The 22,993-nt window shown below is 30.6% G+C and carries 22 protein-coding genes; 9 read left to right on the top strand and 13 right to left on the bottom strand.

Translation table 11 applies throughout. The features are described from left to right. Positions 1-8 precede the first annotated feature (8 nt). Positions 9-881, bottom strand: coding sequence for an ABC transporter ATP-binding protein (locus ACKTSW_RS04520; protein ID WP_408024086.1), 873 nt, complete (start codon positions 879-881; stop codon positions 9-11). 208 nt (positions 882-1,089) lie between these two features. Between ACKTSW_RS04520 and ACKTSW_RS04525 the strand changes: the two genes are divergently transcribed. From ACKTSW_RS04525 to ACKTSW_RS04545, 5 genes are all read left to right on the top strand, one after another. Beyond that, entirely contained in the window at positions 1,090-1,884 is a 795-nt protein-coding gene (locus tag ACKTSW_RS04525) for a sensor histidine kinase (RefSeq protein ID WP_408024087.1), read from the top strand. Continuing rightward, on the top strand, positions 1,881-2,582 hold the full coding sequence (locus tag ACKTSW_RS04530) for a LytR/AlgR family response regulator transcription factor (RefSeq protein WP_408024088.1): 702 nt from the start codon (positions 1,881-1,883) through the stop codon (positions 2,580-2,582). Before ACKTSW_RS04525 ends, ACKTSW_RS04530 begins: the two co-directional genes overlap by 4 nt. A gap of 170 nt (positions 2,583-2,752) precedes the next feature. Further along, entirely contained in the window at positions 2,753-3,136 is a 384-nt protein-coding gene (locus ACKTSW_RS04535; protein ID WP_408024089.1) for a BlaI/MecI/CopY family transcriptional regulator, read from the top strand. Beyond that, positions 3,129-4,466: a M23/M56 family metallopeptidase gene (locus tag ACKTSW_RS04540; RefSeq protein WP_408024090.1), complete on the top strand. Its 1,338-nt coding sequence runs from the start codon at positions 3,129-3,131 to the stop codon at positions 4,464-4,466. Before ACKTSW_RS04535 ends, ACKTSW_RS04540 begins: the two co-directional genes overlap by 8 nt. Before the next feature lie 88 nt (positions 4,467-4,554). Then, entirely contained in the window at positions 4,555-5,469 is a 915-nt protein-coding gene (locus ACKTSW_RS04545; RefSeq protein ID WP_408024091.1) for a polysaccharide deacetylase family protein, read from the top strand. A gap of 105 nt (positions 5,470-5,574) precedes the next feature. Here ACKTSW_RS04545 and ACKTSW_RS04550 read toward each other — a convergent pair whose 3' ends face one another. The 6 genes from ACKTSW_RS04550 to ACKTSW_RS04575 all read right to left on the bottom strand — a co-directional run bounded on the left by ACKTSW_RS04550 (position 5,575) and on the right by ACKTSW_RS04575 (position 9,087). After that, a complete protein-coding gene (locus tag ACKTSW_RS04550) occupies positions 5,575-5,751 on the bottom strand; it encodes a hypothetical protein (protein WP_408024092.1) in 177 nt (58 codons plus the stop codon). 107 nt (positions 5,752-5,858) lie between these two features. Then, positions 5,859-6,731, bottom strand: a complete 873-nt coding sequence (locus ACKTSW_RS04555; RefSeq protein ID WP_408024093.1) for a pirin family protein — start codon at positions 6,729-6,731, stop codon at positions 5,859-5,861. A 20-nt stretch (positions 6,732-6,751) separates the two neighbouring features. Further along, a complete protein-coding gene (locus ACKTSW_RS04560) occupies positions 6,752-7,093 on the bottom strand; it encodes a hypothetical protein (protein WP_408024094.1) in 342 nt (113 codons plus the stop codon). A 154-nt stretch (positions 7,094-7,247) separates the two neighbouring features. Further along, positions 7,248-7,847 carry a Crp/Fnr family transcriptional regulator gene (locus tag ACKTSW_RS04565; protein ID WP_408024095.1) on the bottom strand — a complete coding sequence of 200 codons (600 nt, stop codon included), beginning with the start codon at positions 7,845-7,847 and terminating at the stop codon, positions 7,248-7,250. Between the two features lie 32 nt (positions 7,848-7,879). Further along, on the bottom strand, positions 7,880-8,455 hold the full coding sequence (locus ACKTSW_RS04570; RefSeq protein ID WP_408024096.1) for a DUF4251 domain-containing protein: 576 nt from the start codon (positions 8,453-8,455) through the stop codon (positions 7,880-7,882). Between the two features lie 80 nt (positions 8,456-8,535). Beyond that, positions 8,536-9,087, bottom strand: a complete 552-nt coding sequence (locus tag ACKTSW_RS04575; protein ID WP_408024097.1) for a 1-acyl-sn-glycerol-3-phosphate acyltransferase — start codon at positions 9,085-9,087, stop codon at positions 8,536-8,538. 105 nt (positions 9,088-9,192) lie between these two features. On the opposite strand from ACKTSW_RS04575, the gene rmuC reads away from it, so the two are divergent. Then, on the top strand, positions 9,193-10,569 hold the full coding sequence (gene rmuC, locus ACKTSW_RS04580) for a DNA recombination protein RmuC (RefSeq protein ID WP_408024098.1): 1,377 nt from the start codon (positions 9,193-9,195) through the stop codon (positions 10,567-10,569). Here rmuC and ACKTSW_RS04585 read toward each other — a convergent pair. The 3 genes from ACKTSW_RS04585 to glyA all read right to left on the bottom strand — a co-directional run bounded on the left by ACKTSW_RS04585 (position 10,566) and on the right by glyA (position 15,034). Next, the gene (locus ACKTSW_RS04585; RefSeq protein WP_408024099.1) at positions 10,566-11,738 is read right to left on the bottom strand and encodes a succinylglutamate desuccinylase/aspartoacylase domain-containing protein; all 1,173 of its coding nucleotides are present in this window, start codon (positions 11,736-11,738) and stop codon (positions 10,566-10,568) included. The two genes, rmuC and ACKTSW_RS04585, sit on opposite strands and share 4 nt — an antisense overlap. A gap of 13 nt (positions 11,739-11,751) precedes the next feature. Then, on the bottom strand, positions 11,752-13,626 hold the full coding sequence (locus ACKTSW_RS04590) for a CBS domain-containing protein (RefSeq protein WP_408024100.1): 1,875 nt from the start codon (positions 13,624-13,626) through the stop codon (positions 11,752-11,754). A gap of 133 nt (positions 13,627-13,759) precedes the next feature. Further along, on the bottom strand, positions 13,760-15,034 hold the full coding sequence (gene glyA / locus ACKTSW_RS04595) for a serine hydroxymethyltransferase (protein ID WP_408024101.1): 1,275 nt from the start codon (positions 15,032-15,034) through the stop codon (positions 13,760-13,762). Positions 15,035-15,202: 168 nt separating this feature from the next. Between glyA and fahA the strand changes: the two genes are divergently transcribed. Then, complete coding sequence (fahA, locus tag ACKTSW_RS04600; protein WP_408024102.1) at positions 15,203-16,480, top strand: fumarylacetoacetase; 1,278 nt, start codon at positions 15,203-15,205, stop codon at positions 16,478-16,480. A gap of 72 nt (positions 16,481-16,552) precedes the next feature. Here fahA and ACKTSW_RS04605 read toward each other — a convergent pair whose 3' ends face one another. Then, positions 16,553-18,109 carry a DEAD/DEAH box helicase gene (locus ACKTSW_RS04605; protein ID WP_408024103.1) on the bottom strand — a complete coding sequence of 519 codons (1,557 nt, stop codon included), beginning with the start codon at positions 18,107-18,109 and terminating at the stop codon, positions 16,553-16,555. A 70-nt stretch (positions 18,110-18,179) separates the two neighbouring features. Further along, the gene (gene ytxJ / locus ACKTSW_RS04610) at positions 18,180-18,572 is read right to left on the bottom strand and encodes a bacillithiol system redox-active protein YtxJ (RefSeq protein ID WP_408024104.1); all 393 of its coding nucleotides are present in this window, start codon (positions 18,570-18,572) and stop codon (positions 18,180-18,182) included. A 141-nt stretch (positions 18,573-18,713) separates the two neighbouring features. On the opposite strand from ytxJ, the gene clpB reads away from it, so the two are divergent. Next, positions 18,714-21,317, top strand: coding sequence for an ATP-dependent chaperone ClpB (clpB, locus tag ACKTSW_RS04615; RefSeq protein WP_408024105.1), 2,604 nt, complete (start codon positions 18,714-18,716; stop codon positions 21,315-21,317). Between the two features lie 172 nt (positions 21,318-21,489). Continuing rightward, positions 21,490-21,918: an Hsp20/alpha crystallin family protein gene (locus ACKTSW_RS04620; RefSeq protein ID WP_408024106.1), complete on the top strand. Its 429-nt coding sequence runs from the start codon at positions 21,490-21,492 to the stop codon at positions 21,916-21,918. Between the two features lie 89 nt (positions 21,919-22,007). On the opposite strand, the gene ACKTSW_RS04625 is transcribed toward ACKTSW_RS04620, so the two are convergent. After that, entirely contained in the window at positions 22,008-22,736 is a 729-nt protein-coding gene (locus tag ACKTSW_RS04625; protein WP_408024107.1) for a DUF6503 family protein, read from the bottom strand. Positions 22,737-22,993 lie beyond the last annotated feature (257 nt).

The raw sequence follows: 22,993 nt of genomic DNA on the forward strand, positions 1-22,993 counted from the left end.
TACCTGTTTTAATAGTTATTAATTTGTGAGAAATACACATCTTCTAATCCGGCAGACATTGGTGTGAATCCATTCTTTGGATCAGATTCACTTACAATATTTATAATGGGTTTTCCTAGAAATAACTTTTCATTAATAACCCTATACTCTTCTTTATACTGCTCTAATTCTTGTTTTTTAATTGTTTTTTGGTATACTTTTCCTTCTAAGTTTTCTATTAGTTTTAAAGGACTTCCTTTTAATACTACTTGCCCTTGATTGATGATGGCCATATTGGTGCATAATTCTTTAACATCCTCTACAATATGTGTTGATAAAATGACAATCGTATTTTCACCAACTTCACTTAACAAGTTGTAAAACCTATTACGTTCAGCAGGATCTAATCCCGCAGTAGGCTCATCAACTATAAGTAATTTAGGGCTATTAAGTAGCGCCTGTGCAATACCAAAACGCTGCTTCATTCCTCCCGAATAACCATCTAAATTTCGTTTTCTAGCTTCATACAAATTTGTTTTGTGTAATAATACTTTTACCAGTTCATCTCGCTCCTTTTTATTGGTAATTCCTTTTAATACTGCCAAATGATTTAATAACGCTTCAGCAGATACTTTTGGATATACTCCAAACTGTTGTGGTAAATAACCGAGTACTCTTCTCACAGCATTCTTATTGTTTGTAACATTTAGGTTATCAAGTAATACAGACCCTTCATCAGCATCTTGTAAAGTGGCAATGGTTCGCATTAACGTTGATTTTCCTGCTCCGTTAGGACCTAGTAAACCAAACATTCCTTTAGGAATTTCTAAGGATACATTTTGTAGTGCTTTTACACCATTTGCATAAGTTTTACTTAAATTTTTAACGGTTAAACTGTTCATTTCTTAATTGTTTAATTGATATTGAACAAACCTAACCTTACCCTTTTTACTATTAAAAGTTATGTGATGAACCTACAGTGCTAGGGGATACAAATAGTACCGCAGGCTATAAAAGTATTTTATCACCGTTAACCACATTCTTATCCCTACAAAAGCAATGTTTGTCAACTAATTTGTGAGGCGTATTTTATTTGACTAATATTGACTTATGAATTTTAGAATTACGGATAGAAAGAAGGCTATTATAAAGCGTGCTTATAGAATATCTCTTGTATTAATAGGTGTTATCATTGTTGTTTTTAATGACACTTTTGGTAAGCTAGAAGGCTTTGTAGAGTTTATAACACTCTATTTTTTAGCGTTATTCTTTACTTTTTTTTATTGGTTGTTTAAACAAATAAAATCGATTATTCGTTTAAAAAATGAAAAAACGAAAACTGAGTTGATGCATCTAAAAAGTCAGGTCAATCCTCATTTCTTTTTTAATACACTTAACAACCTTTATGGTTTGGTAGGTAAAGATGCTAAAAAAGCGCAAGAGCTTATTTTAAAGCTTTCCGATATGATGCGTTACAGTGTTTATGATGGTGAAAAAGACACGGTTTTACTTTCTGAAGAAGTAACCTATCTACAAAACTATATCGAACTTCACAAAATGCGTTATCATAAAGCTATTGATATACAATTCAACATTGATATAGCAGATAACGATTACAAAGTAATGCCCCTGCTTTTTATTATTCTTTTAGAGAATGCTTTTAAGCATGGAGTAGAAAACTTGAGAAAGAACGCTTATGTACATTTAAATTTAACTGCTCACCAAAATGCGATAAATTTTGAAATTGAGAATAATTTTGATGCTACAGAAGAAAGTCTAGAAGAAGGCATCGGTTTACAAAACTTAAAGCGAAGATTAGAGTTAATGTATCCTAAAAATCATACATTAACTACTTCTAAAACTGATGGTATCTATCACGCTAAACTAAATATTACAAACCTATGATTAAGTACATTATTGTAGACGATGAGCATATTGCCCATGATATTATTAAAGGCTATTGCGATTTATTACCCACTATGGAATTTAAAAAGCATTGTTATGATGCTATTGAAGCTTTAGAGTATTTAAACAAACATCAGGTAGATTTAATTTTCCTTGACCTAAATATGCCTAAACTAAAAGGATTTGAGTTTTTAAAAACATTAACCTCTCCTCCTAAGGTAATAGTTACTACAGCCTACAAGGAATTTGCCCTTGAAGGTTACGAGCTTAACATCGTTGATTATCTACTTAAACCCTTTGGTTTTGAACGTTTTTTAAAAGCTGTAAATAAAGTAATTGGTACTCCACAAAATACTCAAATACAAAACGTCCAAAAAAATAATACTGAAAACACCAGTAGTATTTTTCTTCGTAGCAATAAAAAGTATATTCAAGTTACACTTGATACCATTCAATATATAGAAGCTGCCGGAAACTATACAAAAATAGTTACCACTAATAATACGGTTACTATAAGAGAAAAGATATCCGATGTATTACAATCGCTACCAGAAAATGATTTTTTACAAGTACATAAATCATTTGCTGTAACCAAAAGGTATATTAATAGTATAGAAGGCAATAGAATTTTTATAGGAGAGCATGTTATTCCTATTGGAAAAATGTATAAAATGAATATTGATAAATTATTGAGTTAAAACTTAAAGAAAGTTTTATTCCGTTTTACCTATTCTATTAGCTCACTTACTCTTCGTTTTTCATAAGATAAATTAGTATTATAATCGCTTAACAAAACTTTAACAACTATAAAAATAGTTTTATTACTATAATTATAGTTGTGTTTACGAAATAATCCTATATTTGCCCTATGAATGAACTAACAAAAGCCGAAGAACAAGTAATGCAGTATGTATGGAAGTTAAACAAAGCCTTCCTTAAAGATATTGTAGAACAATTTCCTGAACCTAAACCTGCTTATACAACTATATCAACTGTAGTACGTGTTTTGGTTAGAAAAGAATTTTTAAAGTTTGACACTTTTGGTAAGGTGCGACAATACTATCCTGCCATAACTAAAGAAAACTATTTTAAAAAACATTTTAGAAATGTTATTGGAAGTTTTTTTAGTGGTTCGAAAAGTAAGTTCGCTTTGTTTTTCACAGAAAATGAAGACTTTGACCTTACAGAGCTAGAGGAAATAAAAAGTCTTATCGAAAATAAAATAGAAACATTAAAAGAAGAGAATGACTAATTTTTTAATTTATTTGGTTCAAAGTAGCTTTGTGTTTTCTTGTTTGTATCTACTTTATATCGTAGTGGGTAGCCGAGTAACCTTTCATCATATTAACCGATTTTCATTGCTATTAATTCCTGTTGTAGCTTTGTTAGCTCCCCTATTTTACTTGCTAACATTTGAAATTCCATCAACTATAATTCAAATTCCTCAGTTCAATGAATTTGTAGCAAATACCGAAACTGTATTAATAGACACTGTTGAAGAAACAAGTACACAAACATATGATTTTAAAACCCTTATTTTCGGTTTGTATTTGTTAGGCTGCTCGTTGGTATTCTTTCGTATGTTGCATTCACTTTGGTTACTCTTTCAGTTAAAAAAGCAATCAGAAGTTACATTTAATAACAACCTTCAACTCATACATACCAATCATACCAGTACTTTTTCTTTTTTTAATTGGATCTTTATTTCTAAAGATATTGACCCTACACAAAGTACGTTAATAATAGCACACGAAAAAGCACATGTACGATTAAAACATTCTATAGATGTGCTACTTACTGAAGCCTATGTTATCTTTTTTTGGTTTAATCCGCTAGTGTATATGTATCGAAAATCGCTAAAATCTATACACGAATACCAAGCTGATAACTGGGTGTTAAACGGAACCATTAAAACATCTAACTACTTAAAAGTTCTTTTACAAAGTATCGAAAATGAAACCACAACTTCAAATAACTTATACAGTTATTTTAATCAACCAGTAATCAAAAAGCGAATAGATATGATCACAAAAAAGCCTACGGCTAAGGTGTACAAATTAACCTACTCAGTATTCATTATAAGTTCAGTATGCATTTGTTTGGCATTTACGAAGGCAAACACAACTGAAAAACTCTTACCTAGTACTGCACCTCAATCAATTAAGGAATTTGTTCTTAATCCTCCCACTCTTTTTCCTGTACAAGGGAAAAGTAAAAAAGACATCACTAGTACTTATGGAAAGAGAAAAAACCCATTAAAAAAAGGAAAAAAAATGATGCATAATGGTATTGACATTAAAGCTCCTATAGGAACACCTGTTGTTGCTACTGCCAATGGAGTTATTGCCAAAGCTGCTGACCAAGACAAATGGGGGAACTTAATTATAATTGAACATAGCGATGGGTACCAAACATGGTATGCTCATCTACAAAAATTCAACGTTACCAAAAATCAATCTGTCAAAAAGGGAGATATTATTGGATATGTTGGTAATACAGGTGCATCTTTAGGCGCACACTTACATTATGAAGTACATTATAAAGAAGCACAAGTAAACCCTATAAACTTCATCAAAGAATAATCTACAAACTCTTTTTTTGAAAGCAATTCTCCCATAAGATTAATGGGAGAATTTTGTTTAACAACATCTTTAATATAACAATGACACAATGATTAAAAACATATTACAAACTAAGTTTTTATTTATACTACTAACTATTTTCCTCCACAACTCTTTTGCGCAGTCTGTCAGTTTTACTTTTGATGATGGTACTTTAGGTGACAGACCTGGCTATTCATTTGAAAAATGGAACGCTATGTTGCTTAAAAAGTTAAAAGACAATAATGTAAAAGCTACCTTGTTTGTTACAGGAAGAGGTAAAGACAGTGAACGAGGAAAACATTTATTAGAGTCTTGGAATAATGACGGACACAGTATTGCCAACCATACGTATACACATCCAAATTATAATAGTCCAAAAACAACTCTTGAACAGTTTAAAAATGAATTGCTGAAAAATGATAGTCTCATTAAACAGTATTCTAATTATCAAAAATACTTTCGATTTCCATATCTTAAGGAAGGCAATACAAAAGAAAAAGTTGAAGCTTTTCGTAATTTCTTAAAAGAACAACATTATAAAAACGGATACGTAACCATAGATGCTTCTGATTGGTATATTGATAGTCGTTTAATCAAAAAACTACGTGCTGATCCTACTTTAGATCTTAACAAGTATAAAGAATTTTACCTTGAACATTTGTGGAGTCGTGCTCAATTTTATGAAAAAATAGCCTTTGAACTTACAGGTCGACATATTAAACATAACCTGTTACTGCATCATAATTTTGCTGCTGCTTTATTTATGGATGATCTAATTCAGCTGTTTAGAAAGAAAGGTTGGAAGGTTATTTCAACACAAGAAGCCTATACAGATCCTATTTATAATGAATCTCCAAATAACGCTGGAGAGAGCTTAATATACGCGTTGGCTAAAGATTCTAAAAAATACAAAGGTAAATTACGCTATCCTGCTGAAGATAGTAGATATGAAAAGAAGAAAATGGATGCACTAGGATTGTAATAAAAATACCCCTTAAATAAAAAAAGCTGCTTAAACGATTTAATGTTTAAGCAGCTTTATAAAAGGATACCTTTATAGTATCACTTTTTTAAAGCAAATTATATTTTAGCAAATATAGTATCCAGTTGATGGTTGATAACAGCATACCTTTATTCCATCTTGATAAATAAAAGAACCATCTCCTCCACATCTTGTTGGTATTCTTACTCCTCCATTAATACTTTTTAGAGTTTCTTTCGTTAATTTTTCTGATCCGTTTACACTTAAAATTGTTTTTTTCATTTTGAAAATTTTAGGTTAATTATAATAAGTTTAGGTTTACAAGGTAATTTTTAAAAAATAGTTCTTTAGTGAAAAAACCATACTTTTAATAAGGAAAAACCATCTTTTTATTCTTCTAAATACCCAAACTTTCCATTGTTAAAGTCTTGAAATGCTTCTATCAATTCTTGTTTGGTATTCATAACAAACGGACCATGTGCGGCAATTGGTTCATTTAAAGGCTCTCCACTTAACACCAAAACTACTGTATCTTCCAAAGCTTCAATAGTAAAGGTATCTCCATCATTTTTGAATAATGCAAAGTGGTCTTCTAAAACATTTGTTGAATCATTAACTTTAACACTTCCTTCAATTGATAAAATGGATGTTGTATAATTTTCTGGAAAGGTCAATTGAGTTTTTACTCCTTTTTTTAATTTTACATTAAACATGTTAATAGGTGAAAATGTTGAAGCGGGACCTTTCTTTTTCTGATATTCCCCTGCAATAACTTCTACTTCTCCTCCTCCATCAGGTAATAGAGTTTTGGCCATTTCAGCATTAGCTATTGCTTGATATTTTGGTGGACTCATTTTATCTTTAGCAGGAAGATTAACCCATAATTGTACCATTTGAAACTCTCCTCCTGTTTTACTCCATTCGGTTTCATGAAATTCTTTGTGTAACACACCTGATGCTGCTGTCATCCATTGTACATCACCCTCTCCAATAACACCACCACCTCCTGCACTATCTCCGTGCTCTATACGTCCTTTATACGCTATGGTTACCGTTTCAAATCCTCTATGCGGATGAACTCCAACTCCTTTTGGTTTATCAGTTGGTGGAAAGTTATATTTAGAATTATAATCCAACATAATAAACGGATCCATACGTTGCATCGTAGAACTCCCTGGTATAAAATTATGAACTCTAAATCCGTCTCCTACAAAATGTGGAGTTCCTGGTTTTACTATTTTTTCTATACTTCTTGTTTTCATTTTTTTATTCCTTTTAATTATTATAAACTACTGGCTAATTCAATATCAAATGAATTGTCTAAATAGCTACGTTGTAATTCAGGCTTATTTTTAGACCAATATCCATTTTTAACACTTTCAGAAAGTTTAGATATCTCTCTAAATTCTACTAAAATGGTATTAGGAAAAAGCACAGTAATAATCTTCCGTAATTTACTTTTGTTTATCTCTTCTGTTTCTTTTGAAATAGCTAAAACGTTATATGCTTGTTGATATAATTTTTCAATGGCAGTTTCGATATTATTTACAGCTGAAACTTCCCAATTTAAAATTTTAGGCGCTGTTATATTTTTGGTTACAACTAATGTTTTTAAATGTCTCATAATATGTACTTTCTTTTATTACTGTAAAATTACGGCAACAAAAAGAGGTATGCATTGACCTATGGTAAGAACTGTTTTCGAATTATGAGGTAGAAGTTATGGTATTTAAAATTTAATGATTAACTCTCATACGCTAATAATCATCAATCTCAAATCAATTAAATGGTTTGAAGTTTTCCTTTGCAAGAGTTTTACGAACACGACTTAGACTTTCGGGAGTAATGCCTAAATAAGATGCTATCATCCATTGCGGAATACGCAGCATAATATCTGGGTACATCTTTACAAAATCTAAATAACGACTTTTTGCAGAAGCACCTAACAACTGGCTAATACGTTTATATAATTGACGGATATGTTTTTGCAGTAATTGCTCATTTTTCCTTCTAAAATCAGTATTTATTTTTGATACTTGGTTGATAAATTCTTCATCTAACATTACAACTAATGTATCTTCTACCGCATCAATATAATATGTTGAGGGTTGTTGGAAATAAACACTTCCCCGATCGCTAACAATCCAATTTTCTGTAGCAAACTGTAAAATATTTTCTTTTCCTTCTTCATTTAAAGCATATAAACGCAATAAACCTTGTTCTACAAAAAAGAAATGCGAACAAATATCTCCTTGCTTTAATAAAAAATCACCTTTAGAAATTTTTTTAGTAGTAATAAATATTTTTATCTGAAAATAATCCTCTTCAGACAAACCTCCTTTTTCGATAAGATGCTTTTTTAAATTATTTAGCTCCATACATAGTCTTAAAAACTACTAAAAGTACCATATTATTTATTATTTCTAGTTTTATTTTCTTTTGAAGTTTTATTTAGCACCCTACCTCTATATCTAATTGGACTTTTATGAGAGCTGTTTACATATATTGTAGTAGATAAACTTGGGTATACTTGAACAGTTACATTATAATTTTCTGATGGAGATTCCTTATCATTTATACTAAACTTAATCTTATAACTATTGGCTTTACTTTCAGTTACGTTCATCTTTTTAGGAACTCCTTTAAACTTAACACCAATATCTGTACCTCCATAAGAACCTCCCATTTGTCTTTCTCCAAAAAAGGGAAGTGATGCAGAAACAGTATCTCCTTCCATTTTTAAAAAATTATTATTCCCTGTTAAGTTTATACTGCCTACATTACTACCTACTGGTAGCATACCTGCATTGGCTATTTGTATCATGCTGTTTGTTACTTGTGGTTCTGCCCATTCTGATACTATTTCAAAAGATTTACCTTGAATAAGAGCATTTAAATTATCTATCTCTGCCTGCGTTACTTTTTTGGAAGAGGCGCAACTAAACAGTACAAAAATCATACTAACAAAAAAAACTAACCTTTTCATATCTTACTGTTTTTAAACCTACTACAAGTTACTCAAATCTCATGAGACTTTCAAGAAAATAAGACTATTTAACGTTTGTTTTACTCTTTATCAGGTACTGAAAATAAAGCTGGTTTTGCTCCTTTAATATCTCTGTAAAAGTTATAAATATGGTTCATGTCTGCACTCATATCATCTGTCAAATAATACGGTGGAGCTACTATAATTTGTTTATTTTCAAAATCGAATCCAAACATTACTAAAGGCACATTAGCCCCTTTGGCTATGTAATAAAAACCAGTTTTCCATTCAGTTACTTTAGCACGAGTTCCTTCTGGAGATAAGGCCAAACGAAATTCTTCATGCTGATTAAAAACAGCTATAATGGCATCAACTTTATTTGTGCTTTTACTTCTATCAACAGGAGCACCCCCTAAAGCTCTAAAAATAAACCCAAAAGGAGGTTTGAATAACGATGCTTTTCCTATAAAATTGACTCTCACACCAATAGTATTCCTTGCTAAAATAGCAATTGGAAAGTCTTTCCAGCTCGTATGAGGAGCTCCAATAACAACATATTTTTTTAAGTCTCTTGGAAAATCTCCAACTACCTTCCAGCCTAAAACTTTGTGAAATATAAATTTAGATATCATTTACTAGGTATAAAGGTCAATGATACGGTTTTCCTTACAAAAATCAAATAAAATTAACCTATCTTGTCATATATTTGTTCACTTAATAAACTTTTATTTATTCTAATGAATACCACTCTTTTACTTATTTTAATTGCTATTAGTACTTTACTAATTGGTTTTGTTATTGGAAACTTACTCTCTAAATTGAAGTTTAAACAACAAGCGTCTGATTTAGAAAAAGAGATTGTAACACTACAAAATCATCAAACTAACTTTGAAATTCAGAAAAGAGAAAAAGAAGAATCATTTTCTCAGCAAAAAGAAGACTTTTTAAAGCGATTAGATGATAAAACTAAGGAGAATAGTGAATTACGTCGTGAAAAAGAGTTTACTGCTCTTGAACTGGCTAGAAAAAATGAAGAATTAAAAAATGTTCAGTTAAAACTTCAAGAAAATAAAGAAGAAGTAGAAAAACTACAAGATAAATTTACCAAAGAGTTTGAAAACTTAGCGAATAAAATTTTAGACGAGAAGTCGAATAAGTTTACTGAGCAAAACAAGAAAAATATTAAAGATATTTTAAATCCACTTCAAGAAAAAATTCAAACCTTTGAAAAGAAAGTTGAAGACACTCAAAAAGAAAGTATTTCAATGCATTCTGCTTTAAAAGAGCAATTGTTAGGGTTAAAAGAGTTAAATGCTCAAATGAGTAAAGAAACCTTAAATCTTACTAAAGCTTTAAAAGGTGATAGCAAAACCCAAGGAAACTGGGGAGAATTAGTGTTAGAACGCGTTTTAGAGAAGTCTGGATTAGAAAAAGACCGTGAGTATTTTGTACAACAATCTTTTACCAATGAAGAAGGCAAACGTATTATGCCCGATGTAGTGATTCATTTACCGGATAATAAAAAAATGATTGTCGATTCTAAAGTATCATTAACTGCTTATGAGCAATATGTAAATAGTGAAGATGATCTTGAAAAGGAACGTTTTGTAAAAGAACATGTAAACTCTTTAAAACGACATGTTGAACAACTTTCAGAAAAGAAATATGAAGATATTTATAAAATAGAATCTCCTGATTTTGTACTCTTGTTTGTACCTATTGAACCTGCTTTTGCTGTAGCTTTAAACGAAGATAATACCTTATACAATAAAGCGTTTGAGAGAAATATCGTTATCGTTACCCCTACTACTCTATTAGCTACCTTACGCACTATTGATTCGATGTGGAATAACGAAAAGCAACAACGTAATGCTTTAGAAATAGCACGACAAGCGGGTGCTTTATATGATAAGTTTCATGGTTTATTAGCCGATTTAATTGGGATTGGCAAACGAATAGATGATTCTAAAAAAGAGTATTCGAATGCTATGAACAAATTATTCGAAGGTCGTGGGAACTTAATTACTAGTGTTGAAAAACTAAAAAAAATGGGAGCGAAAGCTAAAAAAACACTTCCAGAAAAAATTATCGAAAGAGCACAAGAAGAAGATTAACTCATCATTGTTATTTTTCTATCACGTTTAAAGAAATAGAGTTCACCATTTTTTTTAATTTTTTTTCTATAACCAAACAGATGGAGTATTTCTGTAGCTAGAAATCTTGCTGTTTTAGGATTCACTATTAATGTATAAGAATTGTTTTTATAGTTTTTTATACCGGGAAGAATCTTTAATAAAGAATCTAAATGTAATTTTCTAACTATTTTAGAAAGATGCATCCAAAACTTTGAGATTTTTCTTATAATAAAAAAACCATCTTCTCCTTGTTCTTGATATAAAGGCATAAATATGTTACCTTTAAGTTCAGACTTAATAGTGCTTACGTTATTAGTTGCTAAAGTAACACCTAACTTAATTTTTTCAAAGTTTGAAAAACCTTCTAACATTTTAAAAACCTCTCCTTTTTTAATTACATAACGGTACTTAATTTCATAAAATTCTTGGGTTTCATTATACATGGAAAGATACTGCTCATAAAAATTATTTTTTTTAACGTTCTTCTTCGCAACACAACCCGATGTTACAAGAGCTAACCAAATAAATGCTACGCAGTTATCTACTGAAGATTCTTTAAAATGTTGACCAGCTTCAAATCCGATAGAAATATGACCAAACTCATTGATAAATGTAAGCAAAGGTCCTTCCAAAAATTCTTCTATACCTAAAATAGTAGGAATTTTAAAATTAGAAGAAAACTTTCTATTATTCAACGAATCGCTAATCGTAATAAAAGGTATAGAATCTGATGAAGTAGTGTGTAAGTCAATAAAGTAAAAAGGTCCCTTATTGTTTCTTATAATTTCTTTAATTACTTTATAAATGGCTTTTTGTTCTTCAAATTCAGAGATATTATTTTCTTGTTCCTTGTTAATAAGTTCTTTAGACCAAATGCGATTTAAATCCACTTTATTGTAGCGTACATTTTTTTTTATTGCAGCTATGTTACCACAAATAGCATACATATTCCCTTGAAAAGAAATGGCTTCTTTTTTTACAGTAGAAATTACTTTGTTTAGGCCTAAAACACCGGCTATTTCGTTACCATGAATTCCTCCAAAAAAAATAACTGTTGGAGTTTTATCATCTCCTTTAATGCTCCCAAGTACACGTTTTATAGTAATTGTTTCGTTAAAATGTGAGCTATAAATTTGATTTGCTTTCATATAAATTTCCTTATTAACTTTCAATTGAAGATAAATCTTTTTGTGTAAAAATCCCAACCAATTCATTCGCTTCAATTATTAGCACACACGATTTTTTATCTTTATCCATAAGTTTTTTAGCCTTGTTTATTAGTGTTTCTGGTGTTAAAGAAATAAATTCAGTATCCATTATTTTTTTTGCTGTCTTTTGCTTATTTGCAGGTTTTGAAAAATCAAAACCTGTGAGTTGTTCTTTTGAAATTACTCCTACAATTTTGTTTTTATTATTTACAACAGGCATGTGATTTACTTTATTCCATTTCATCACTCTTAAAACTAACTCTACTAAGTCATGCTCATTTACCACAAAAAGCTCAGACGACATTATTTTGTAAAGTTTGTCTTTTTTAGTTGAAATATAAGACTTTGATAAATCAACATCACCCCATTTAGAAACAGGAATATTCTGTACTTGATTTTTATACATGCTTTCTGTTAAAGCTATTTCAGTATCGAATTTTGATAATTTTTGATTTAACAATCGCTTATTTTTAATTAACCAACTAGCACCTGTACAGTTTTTATTTACTCTTTCTTCAATGATTCCTAATAAATAATCGATTTCTTTTATGTGTATATTCGACTTTATTAAGCCTTTTCTGGCTATTGGTATAAAAAAATCTTTAATAAGTTTTTTTGCCGGAATTCCTTCTCCACACCAATCAAAATAAGTATCAATACCTGTTTTAGCAGCATTCATAAAATTATTTCTTGCATTTTCAAATGGTATCTTGTTCCAAATTTTTTTGTATTCATTTGGCATACCTTGCATAACCCCTACCCAAAAAGCAGTATTTGCTATTTCATCTTTAATACTAGGCCCTGATGGAATATACCTATTTTCTATTCTTAAATGTGCAATATTGTTGTGTACTCCATAACACAAACGATTCCATTTATACAACGTACCGTTATGTAAGTTTAAAGCTTCTAGTTTAGGCATAATTCCCTTTTTTAACAGCGCCAAAGAGTTTTCTTCAAAATTGGATGTAACTATGGGCGCATGTCTTGAAATATCATCTGTAAAAATTTCTAAAACTGAGTTTTTAATCCATCTATTACCAAAAGAAACTCTAGGTTGTTGTTCTCGCATTAAATAAGAAGGGTTTCTTAAATCTACACTTTGTTGAAAAAGAGCTATTCTCGTTTCTTTCCATAATTCTCTACCTAAGAGTAAAGGTGAGTTAGACATTACAGATAGCATTGGCCCCGCAATGGCTTGAGACCAGTTATACATATCAATAGCATTGTCAATATCTATTTGTAAGTGTGCTTGAAAACTAGTATTACAAGCTTCAAAAAGTATAGAATTATGTTTTAAAATTAAGTCTTCTACACCTTGAATGTGTAGTTTAAAGTCGTCTCCTCTTAAGTCTTTAATAACTTTATTTAAAGTTTTATACCGTTGGAAAGGTGTCATACTTTTAAACACCAAATCTTTTCGCTTTAAAGTTGGTAAAATACCCGTTAAAACAACTTTATTTTCATTTATTTCGTTAGCTGCTCTATGTACCTTATTCAACAAATCTTCTAATTGATGTTCTAATTTAGAAAAGCAATTGTTTTTAAGTTCGAATGGATCTAGATTAATTTCTAAATTAAACAAAGCCAACTCAGTTGTTAAATGAGGGTCATCTACTTTTTTTAATATCTCTAAGGCATTTAATGAAGGTCTAAAGTGTTTATCTACTAAACACAACTCTTGTTCAGCTCCAACTCTTTGAATTCCTTTTTCAAATAAATCTTCTTGAATCATATTTTCAAAAGCATCTACATCTTTTAATAAATGATAAACAAAGTTTTTTCTTTCTTTTTGCGTTGTAATAGCTTTGACAGATTGAGATCCCATAAGTACTTTTTTCTTGCATACTAAGTTAATCAATTCAGGGACTGATTAAAATGACAAAAATCATGTATAAATAACAAAAGCGACTCATATTGAGCCGCTTTTGTTATTTATATTATTTTTAAAGTACTTTTTATTACATAACAAATAAACGTCGATTATGCATTAAGTTATATACCTTCTCTCCTACTGTTTCTAGTACTTTTTCATTCTCTACATTCATTAATACTTCATCAATTAAGTCTACTACAACTTCCATATCTTCTTCTTTTAAACCTCGAGTAGTAACTGCTGCAGTACCTACACGAATACCAGAAGTAACAAATGGTGATTCAGTATCAAAAGGAACCATGTTTTTGTTAACTGTAATTTCTGCTTTACCTAAAGCATCTTCAGCTACTTTTCCTGTAATTTTTTTATTACGTAAATCAATTAACATACAATGGTTGTCTGTACCTCCAGAAATAATTTCATATCCTTTTGCTACAAATGCTTTTGCCATTGCTTGTGCATTTTCTTTTACTTGAATTTGATAATCTAGGAATTCATCTGTCAACGCCTCTCCAAAAGCAACCGCTTTTGCAGCAATAACGTGCTCTAATGGGCCTCCTTGATTTCCTGGGAATACTGCAGAATTAATCAACGTAGACATTTTCTTTAATTTTCCTGATTTTAATTTTAATCCAAATGGATTTTCAAAATCTTTTCCAATCATAATCATTCCACCACGAGGTCCACGCAATGTTTTGTGAGTCGTTGTTGTTACTATATGACAATGTGGAAGTGGGTCAGATAAGATTCCTTTTGCTATTAATCCTGCTGGATGTGAAATATCAGCCATTAAAATAGCCCCTACACTATCAGCAATTTCTCTAAACTTTTTAAAATCAATATCACGTGAATATGCTGAAGCTCCTGCAATAATTAATTTAGGTTTATGCTCTTTTGCTTGTTGTTCTAAATGGTTATAATCAATATGTCCAGTTTCTTTAACTACTCCATAAAATACCGGATTGTATAATTTTCCTGAAAAGTTTACTGGTGAACCATGAGTTAAGTGACCACCATGAGATAAATCAAATCCTAAAATAGTGTCTCCTGGTTGTAAACAAGCTGCAAAAACAGCCGTATTTGCTTGACTTCCAGAATGTGGTTGTACATTTACATACTCAGCTCCAAATAATTCTTTAGCCCTGTCAATAGCAATCTGCTCTACGACATCTACTACTTCACACCCTCCATAGTAACGTTTACCAGGGTATCCTTCAGCATATTTATTTGTTAAAACTGATCCTTGTGCTTCCATTACTTGGTCGCTTACAAAATTTTCAGAAGCAATCAACTCTAAACCGTGTAATTGACGCTCTTTTTCTTCTTGAATTAAATCAAATATTTGATGATCTTTTTGCATGTTGTGTGTTGTTACATAAAGCAGCCAAAAGTACTAATTTTATTCTTCAATTTTTATGGATTTAAAAAGAAGTATCTACAAAAACACTTTCGCATTTTTTTTCTTCATCTTATTGGGGTAAATTGAAAAAAATATGTAGGTTTGATGAAAAATATAACAAAACGATAAATGGAAATAACTGCTAATAACCCGAATAGAAAATCTTGGTTAACTGTAGCTGAAAACTCAGATTTCCCTATTCAAAACATACCTTTTGGTGTTTTTCTGACCAAAGATGATATTATAACGATTGGTACTAGAATTGGTGACTATGCGATTGATTTAGGTGCCTTACACCAATTAGGATATTTTGATGGAATCCCGTTAACAGACGATATTTTCTTACAAGATACCTTAAATGATTTTATAGCCGACGGACGTAAAACTTGGCGTTTAGTACGTAATAGAGTTGCTGATGTTTTTGATGTGAAAAACAATAAGTTACGTGATAATGCTGAACACAAAGACAAAATTATCTTTAGAATGGATGAAGTTGAAATGCAACTTCCTGTTTCTGTAGGAGATTATACCGACTTTTATGCGAGTAAAGAACATGCAACTAATGTAGGAAGCTTATTTAGAGATCCTGAAAATGCTTTATTACCAAACTGGTTACATATTCCTATTGGTTACCACGGAAGAAGTTCTTCAATTGTACCATCAGGAACTCCTATTAGACGTCCTGTTGGACAGCAGCGTCCTGCTGAAGGAGAAAAAACGCCTAATTTCGGACCTTCAAAATTATTAGATTTTGAACTAGAAATGGCTTTTATTACTACCGTTGCTAATGATTTAGGAGATAGGATTCCTATTGAAGAAGCTGAAGAGTATATTTTCGGATTAGTTTTATTTAATGACTGGTCTGCTCGAGACATTCAAGCTTGGGAATATGTGCCTTTAGGCCCTTTCTTAGGAAAGAGTTTTGCTTCAACAATTTCACCTTGGATCGTAACTTTAGATGCTTTAGAGCCTTTTAGAGTAGACAACCCGGAACAAGTATACGAACCTTTACCTTACTTAAAGAAAGAAGGAAAAGATAGTTATGACATTAATCTACAAATGGCAATTCAGCCAGAAGGCAAAGAAGAAACTGTAGTTTGTAACTCTAATTTCAAGTATATGTACTGGACAATGGTACAACAATTAACGCATCACACGGTAAATGGATGTCCTGTAAACGCAGGTGACATGATGGGTAGTGGTACTATTTCAGGACCTACACAAGATAGTTTTGGTTCTATGTTAGAATTGACATGGAGGGGTCAAAACCCTATAAAAATGAACGATGGTAGCGAACGCAAATTCATTAATGATAATGATACAGTAATTATGCGTGGTTATTGTGAAAATAATAACATTCGTATTGGTTTTGGTGAATGTACTGGTAAAGTATTACCCGCTAAATAAACACTTTAATCAAAATATGATTACAAAAAATCCAGTTCTTTCGAACTGGTTTTTTTTATTTCAACTTCTATCTTATTCTTCTTCTGGTGGTGGATGACCATGAATTTGTTCATACACTTCATCAAAATTACTTCGTAAATAACTGTTTAATTTTTTACGATAATCATCTTGTAACCAATCGATAAAATTATGTGTGCTTTTTGATATACATTTAGAGTATCTATAAATTCTATCATCAATATCGCCTCCTAATTTTTTTGCTAAGATTAACGCATCAAAAACATCTTCACTATTTTCAATACACATTTTAGCATGATGTTCTATTGATTTTTCTAATACTCTTTTTGAAGACTCTCCTCCTTGTATTGTATCTCTGTATACTTTTTTAACATCAAAGTATAAATCTTCAGAGTTTGCAAACTCAGCTTTTACCTCTGCTGGTAATTCGTATTTGAAATCACTTTCAATTTCTTCATCAGATAATAAATTATCTAGATAGAAATTTGGTGCTCTAAACATTTTTTGCCAATCTAAATCAGCTCCCCAAGGTCCAAAACGATGAAAATTATTACCTAAATCAATTACATTAAACTCAGATTTTCCTGGTAAAATACGAGAACCACGACCAATCATTTGATAATATAGTGTTAACGATTTTGTTGCTCTATTTAATATAATTGACTTTACAGAAGGTTCATCAAAACCTGTTGTTAAAATGCTTACCGAAGTAATAATTGCATTGGGTGTTTTATGGAACCATTTTAAGATAAAATTGCGTTCTTTCTTAGTGTTCGTGTTATCCAAATGTGCAATAGGATACCCTGCCCTTTTAAAAGTATCGAACACATGTAAAGAAGTATTAATACCATTATTAAATATTAAGGTTTTTGTTCCTTTAGCTCGTTCTTCATAAGCTTGTAACAACTTAGAAAGCATATCGGTATTCGTGTATAAATCTTCTGATGATTTTACCGTATAATCTCCATTCGCTCCTACTTCTAAAGAAGTTAACCCTACATTGTAAGAGTAAATGTTTGCTTTTGCTAAATATTCATTCTGAATTAAAGCACCAATGCTTTCCCCATCAATAAGCTCATCATAATTATCCTTCATAGGAAGCTTAATATTTGAACTTAAAGGAGTTGCCGTTACTCCTAGTATGAATGACTTATCAAAAAATTTAAATAGTTTAGTAAATGAGTTATAGTGTGCCTCATCAATAATTACTAAACCAACATCAGAAATATCTAACATATCGTCATTTAAACGATTGTTTAAGGTTTCAACCATAGCTACAAAGCAATCAAATTCATCTTGATCTTCTAAACTTGCTTTGCTATCTATAATTTTATTTACTACACCAAATTCTTTCAGCATTTTTGCTGTTTGCTTACACAATTCTATTCGGTGAGTCATTATCAATACTTTTTTTTGATAATGTTTTAAATATTGACGTGTAATTTCAGAGAAAATAACCGTCTTTCCTCCTCCCGTAGGTAATTGATATAGTAAATGGTAATTTTCGGGGGCATTCTCAAAACTTTTAAAAATTTTGTACAATGCTTCTTTTTGATAATCATATAGATTTTTTCCTTTTTTTTGTTGTGAAGTTGCTGTTTCGTTACTCAAAGCTCTGTAATTTTGAAATATGCAAAAATACGAGGTATTTAAGGAAATTCCATTAAAAATGGTATCTTTTTTAAATTTTCTTCAGATCAATATGAGCAATATCATAATGAGAAGCGTGTGTAATTACCTCTTCATTTTTAACTACCAACAACTGAGGAGATTGGTGTAAAACCTGAAATGTATACCCTATTTCATTAGATACATCTCTATAACTAAGTAAGTCAAGATAATACACTTTAAAATCTTTTAATTCCTCATCAAAACTACTTTCAAAACGCTTAATAACCATGCTACTTATACCACATCTCGTCGAATGTTTAAAAATACCTACTGGCTCATTTTTAGATAACTCTTTTATCTCTTTAATTTGGTTTAAAGATGTCAATGGAATCCAATTAATAAATAAGTTTTGTTTGTTTTCATTTGTATTCTTTCTTCCCAAAATAGTGTTTAATACTCCCATATTTTTCTTACTTTAATGAATAACCTTTTTAAAAACAGTCAAAAAGTCATATTTTTTTATTCCTCACAGACAAAATGTCTCTTCTTCTCTTTAAAAATCAATTGGTACTAATTTTGACTTCTATATAGAAAATAAAAAGATATGAATTTTAACAATTATACAATAAAATCACAAGAAACCATACAGCAAGCGCAACAATTAGCGCAAAGCTATGGTAACAACCTTATAGAAAATGAACATATTTTCAAAGCCTTATTTTTAGTCGATGAAAATGTACTTCCTTTCATTTTAAAAAAACTTAACATTAATATTGATGTTATACAACAAGTTTTAGACAAGCAATTAGAAAGTTTCTCAAAAGTTACTGGTGCTGATTTAATGCTCTCTCGTGAAGCTAATAAAACCTTAAATGAAGCTGCTATCATCGCAAAAAAAATGAACGATGAATACGTTTCTATTGAACATTTAATTTTAGCTATTTTTAAATCTAAAAGCCATATAGCACAAGTATTAAAAGATCAAGGAGTTACTGAAAAAAGCTTAAGAGCAGCAATTGAAGAGTTACGCAAAGGAAACCGTGTAACATCACAAAGTGCCGAAGAAACATACAATTCTTTAAATAAATATGCTAAAAACTTAAATCAATTAGCACAAGACGGAAAATTAGACCCAGTAATTGGTCGTGATGAAGAGATTAGACGTTTATTACAAATTTTATCTCGTAGAACTAAAAATAATCCGATTCTAGTAGGTGAACCAGGTACAGGTAAAACAGCTATTGCTGAAGGTTTAGCACATCGAATTATTCGTGGAGATGTTCCTGAAAATCTAAAAGAAAAACAAATTTTTTCTTTAGACATGGGAGCTTTAATTGCCGGTGCAAAATACAAAGGTGAATTTGAAGAGCGTTTAAAATCTGTGGTAAAAGAAGTTACCAAATCTGAAGGGAATATAGTGCTATTCATTGACGAAATTCACACCTTAGTAGGTGCTGGAGGTGGACAAGGTGCAATGGATGCTGCTAATATCTTAAAACCAGCTTTAGCCCGTGGAGAGTTGAGAGCTATTGGAGCTACAACTTTGGACGAATACCAAAAGTATTTTGAAAAGGATAAAGCTTTAGAACGTCGTTTTCAAAAGGTAATGGTAGATGAACCGGATACAGAAAGTGCTATTTCTATTTTACGTGGTATTAAGGATAAATATGAAACACACCATAAAGTTCGTATAAAAGATGAAGCTATTATTGGAGCTGTAGAATTATCGCAACGTTATATTACCAATCGTTTTTTACCTGATAAAGCTATCGATTTAATGGATGAGGCTGCCTCTAAATTACGTATGGAAATCAATTCGAAACCTGAAGAATTAGATGTGTTAGACCGTAAAATAATGCAGTTAGAGATTGAAATTGAAGCAATTAAACGTGAAAATGACGAAGCTAAGCTAAAATCTTTAAATGCTGATTTAGCTAATTTAAAGGAAGAGCGTAATGAAATTAATGCGAAATGGCAATCAGAAAAAAATATTGTTGATACCGTTCAGAGTTTAAAAACAAGTATTGAAAATTATAAACTTGAAGCTGAAAAAGCAGAGCGTAATGGTGATTATGGTAAAGTAGCAGAGTTACGTTATGGTAAAATAAAAGATGCTCAAGAAGAACTTGAAAAGCAACAAGAAATCTTAACCAATCAAAGTGAAAATGCATTGATTAAGGAGGAGGTTACTTATGATGATATTGCAGAAGTTGTAGCAAAATGGACAGGAGTTCCTGTAACTAAAATGTTACAATCAGAACGTGAAAAGTTACTAAAATTAGAAGATGAGTTACACAGGCGTGTCATTGGTCAAAAGGAAGCTATCGAAGCAGTTTCTGATGCGGTACGTCGTTCGAGATCTGGATTACAAAACCCTAATAAACCCATTGGTTCATTCTTATTCTTAGGAACAACAGGAGTTGGTAAAACAGAATTAGCAAAAGCTCTTGCTGAATATTTATTTGACGATGAAAATTCGATGACTCGTATAGATATGAGTGAATATCAAGAACGCCATTCAGTAAGCAGATTGGTGGGTGCGCCTCCAGGATATGTAGGGTATGATGAAGGTGGGCAATTAACAGAAGCTGTTCGAAGAAAACCTTATTCAGTTGTGTTATTAGACGAGATTGAAAAAGCACACCCTGATACCTTTAATATTTTACTACAAGTATTAGATGAAGGTAGATTAACAGATAATAAAGGTCGTGCTGCTGATTTTAAAAATACCATTATTATTATGACCTCTAATATGGGGAGCCATATTATCCAAGAGAAATTTGATAATATGAAAGGAGATATTCATACAACTATGGATTTAGCTAAAACAGAAGTTTTAGGATTGTTAAAACAATCTGTAAGACCTGAGTTTTTAAATAGAATTGATGATATTATTTTATTTACTCCATTATCAGAAGAAAACATTGAAGAGATTGTAAAGTTGCAATTGAAAAGTGTTAAAAAAATGATTGCAAAACAAAACATAATTTTTGACGCTACAGATGAAGCCATTGTTTACCTAGCGAAAAAAGGGTATCAGCCTGAATTTGGTGCACGACCAGTAAAACGTGTAATCCAAAAAGAGGTCTTAAATCAATTATCTAAAGAAATTTTATCAGGAAGAATAACTACTGATAGTATTATCTTACTAGACGCTTTTGATGATGAATTAGTGTTTAGAAACCAATCTGATTTAGTTGAGAAGTAACAATAAATAAATAGCTATAAATCAATACATAAAGTGACATTTATTCATTTATTTTAGTGAAAAAATGTCACTTTTTTTAATCGTTTTGGTGAAAAAATGTCTCTTTTTTTAATTGGTATTTTTTTTGATTAGTAATTACTAAAATTAATGTTTAACTAAAAAATGTAAAGTTATGTTATTAAAGAGTACTGATTTTCCAGCATTACCAAATGTCTTTAATGATTTTTTTAGAGACTGGTCAACTTCAAATTTCTCAGATACAAATACTACATTACCAGCTGTAAACATTAAAGAAAATGAAAATGAGTTTACAGTTGATGTAGCTGCTCCTGGTATGAATAAGGAGGATTTTCAAGTAAATATTGAAAATGATATTCTAACTATTTCATCAGAAAGAAAAGAGAATAAGGAAGACGTGAACGATAACTATACCCGAAAAGAATATAGTTATATGTCGTTTAAAAGAAGTTTTACACTACCTAAAGGTATTGTTGATAGTGAAAAGATTAAAGCTGCCTATAAGAATGGTGAGCTAAAAATTGATATTCCAAAATTAGAAATAGCAAAACCTAAACCTGCGAAGCTAATTACGGTTGAATAAGTTGATTTTATAGTATCTTTTTTAAATTAAAAAACCGAGTGTTCTTAAAAGTTACTCGGTTTTTTTATAGCTTTCAGTCACTAAAAATTCTAAAAAGTATCTACTTGTATATCTTCTAAAACGATTTCAGATATTTTTTTCAATTTACCTTCTTCATATAATTTATCTATGGTGTAAAAATCAATTTCTTTATCTAGAGGCTTGTAATTATTGTAGTCAACAAAACGAATTCCTTTCACTATTTTTTCTTCTTTTGCATCTCTAAAACGTACTCCTCCTCCATTTGTATGGTATTTGTACGCTAAATAATCTAATTGAAAGTCATCTTTAGCAAACCAATAAATAAATACATCTTCAAAATCTTCCCCGCCACCTTCTTCTGTAAAAGTAACTCTAACCTTATAATATTCTTTTCCTTTGATAGTAACGGGTTCAAGCAATTTCTTTTGAACCGCTTTATCATTCAAACCAAAAGGTAATACTGAAAAATAGTGAACAGAATTCACAGAATTGCTATAACGATTTTTATCTTTTTCTGTTAGTTTAACCAAACTATCATTTACAAAACGCTTAAAACTATCATTTGATAGTATGTCTTTTATTTTTATTGAATCATTTTTTATAATTCTAACTAATTCAAAAGCTCCATTATTTCTAGTCGCTTTATAGTAATTTTCCCTAAAGTTAAAAGAAATTTTAGTGTTGCCTACATAACTTAGCTTAGAAGACTCAATAGACTTATCAATTATTTCTTGAGCAGTGAATTTTGGCTTACATGAGACAATTAATAAAAGTAGTAAAATGTATAAATATCGCATAATATTTTGTTTATTTTGGTAGTTAAATCATAAACAAATGTACAGGTATTCATTAATTTTAATTGTTAAGTTTAACACAAAAAATAGAGCTACAATTATGTAACTCTATAAAGGGGGGCAAAATTTATTATTTAAAACCTCATTCTTATACCAAAACCAATTAGTAAAGGGCTAATACCTACTTCTGCTAGTACTGTTGGTAATAATCATACTTACCTAAAAACATGGCTTAAATCATAGCTTAATAATTTTATTTA

It is taken from the genome of Tenacibaculum sediminilitoris (assembly GCF_964513795.1).
Classification (GTDB): domain Bacteria; phylum Bacteroidota; class Bacteroidia; order Flavobacteriales; family Flavobacteriaceae; genus Polaribacter; species Polaribacter sediminilitoris.

What these genes read in the sequence shown, in the direction of transcription:
- ACKTSW_RS04530 (WP_408024088.1), top strand. Translation starts at nt 1,881, where the DNA reads ATGATTAAGTACATTATTGTAGACGATGAGCATATTGCCCATGATATT.
- ACKTSW_RS04520 (WP_408024086.1), bottom strand. Translation starts at nt 881, where the DNA reads ATGAACAGTTTAACCGTTAAAAATTTAAGTAAAACTTATGCAAATGGT.
- ACKTSW_RS04585 (WP_408024099.1), bottom strand. Translation starts at nt 11,738, where the DNA reads ATGAAAGCAAATCAAATTTATAGCTCACATTTTAACGAAACAATTACT.
- ACKTSW_RS04620 (WP_408024106.1), top strand. Translation starts at nt 21,490, where the DNA reads ATGTTATTAAAGAGTACTGATTTTCCAGCATTACCAAATGTCTTTAAT.
- ACKTSW_RS04550 (WP_408024092.1), bottom strand. Translation starts at nt 5,751, where the DNA reads ATGAAAAAAACAATTTTAAGTGTAAACGGATCAGAAAAATTAACGAAA.
- ACKTSW_RS04570 (WP_408024096.1), bottom strand. Translation starts at nt 8,455, where the DNA reads ATGAAAAGGTTAGTTTTTTTTGTTAGTATGATTTTTGTACTGTTTAGT.
- ACKTSW_RS04555 (WP_408024093.1), bottom strand. Translation starts at nt 6,731, where the DNA reads ATGAAAACAAGAAGTATAGAAAAAATAGTAAAACCAGGAACTCCACAT.
- glyA (WP_408024101.1), bottom strand. Translation starts at nt 15,034, where the DNA reads ATGCAAAAAGATCATCAAATATTTGATTTAATTCAAGAAGAAAAAGAG.
- ACKTSW_RS04625 (WP_408024107.1), bottom strand. Translation starts at nt 22,736, where the DNA reads ATGCGATATTTATACATTTTACTACTTTTATTAATTGTCTCATGTAAG.
- ACKTSW_RS04525 (WP_408024087.1), top strand. Translation starts at nt 1,090, where the DNA reads ATGAATTTTAGAATTACGGATAGAAAGAAGGCTATTATAAAGCGTGCT.
- ACKTSW_RS04575 (WP_408024097.1), bottom strand. Translation starts at nt 9,087, where the DNA reads ATGATATCTAAATTTATATTTCACAAAGTTTTAGGCTGGAAGGTAGTT.
- ACKTSW_RS04535 (WP_408024089.1), top strand. Translation starts at nt 2,753, where the DNA reads ATGAATGAACTAACAAAAGCCGAAGAACAAGTAATGCAGTATGTATGG.
- ACKTSW_RS04540 (WP_408024090.1), top strand. Translation starts at nt 3,129, where the DNA reads ATGACTAATTTTTTAATTTATTTGGTTCAAAGTAGCTTTGTGTTTTCT.
- ACKTSW_RS04560 (WP_408024094.1), bottom strand. Translation starts at nt 7,093, where the DNA reads ATGAGACATTTAAAAACATTAGTTGTAACCAAAAATATAACAGCGCCT.
- clpB (WP_408024105.1), top strand. Translation starts at nt 18,714, where the DNA reads ATGAATTTTAACAATTATACAATAAAATCACAAGAAACCATACAGCAA.
- ACKTSW_RS04545 (WP_408024091.1), top strand. Translation starts at nt 4,555, where the DNA reads ATGATTAAAAACATATTACAAACTAAGTTTTTATTTATACTACTAACT.
- rmuC (WP_408024098.1), top strand. Translation starts at nt 9,193, where the DNA reads ATGAATACCACTCTTTTACTTATTTTAATTGCTATTAGTACTTTACTA.
- ACKTSW_RS04590 (WP_408024100.1), bottom strand. Translation starts at nt 13,626, where the DNA reads ATGGGATCTCAATCTGTCAAAGCTATTACAACGCAAAAAGAAAGAAAA.
- ACKTSW_RS04565 (WP_408024095.1), bottom strand. Translation starts at nt 7,847, where the DNA reads ATGGAGCTAAATAATTTAAAAAAGCATCTTATCGAAAAAGGAGGTTTG.
- ytxJ (WP_408024104.1), bottom strand. Translation starts at nt 18,572, where the DNA reads ATGGGAGTATTAAACACTATTTTGGGAAGAAAGAATACAAATGAAAAC.
- fahA (WP_408024102.1), top strand. Translation starts at nt 15,203, where the DNA reads ATGGAAATAACTGCTAATAACCCGAATAGAAAATCTTGGTTAACTGTA.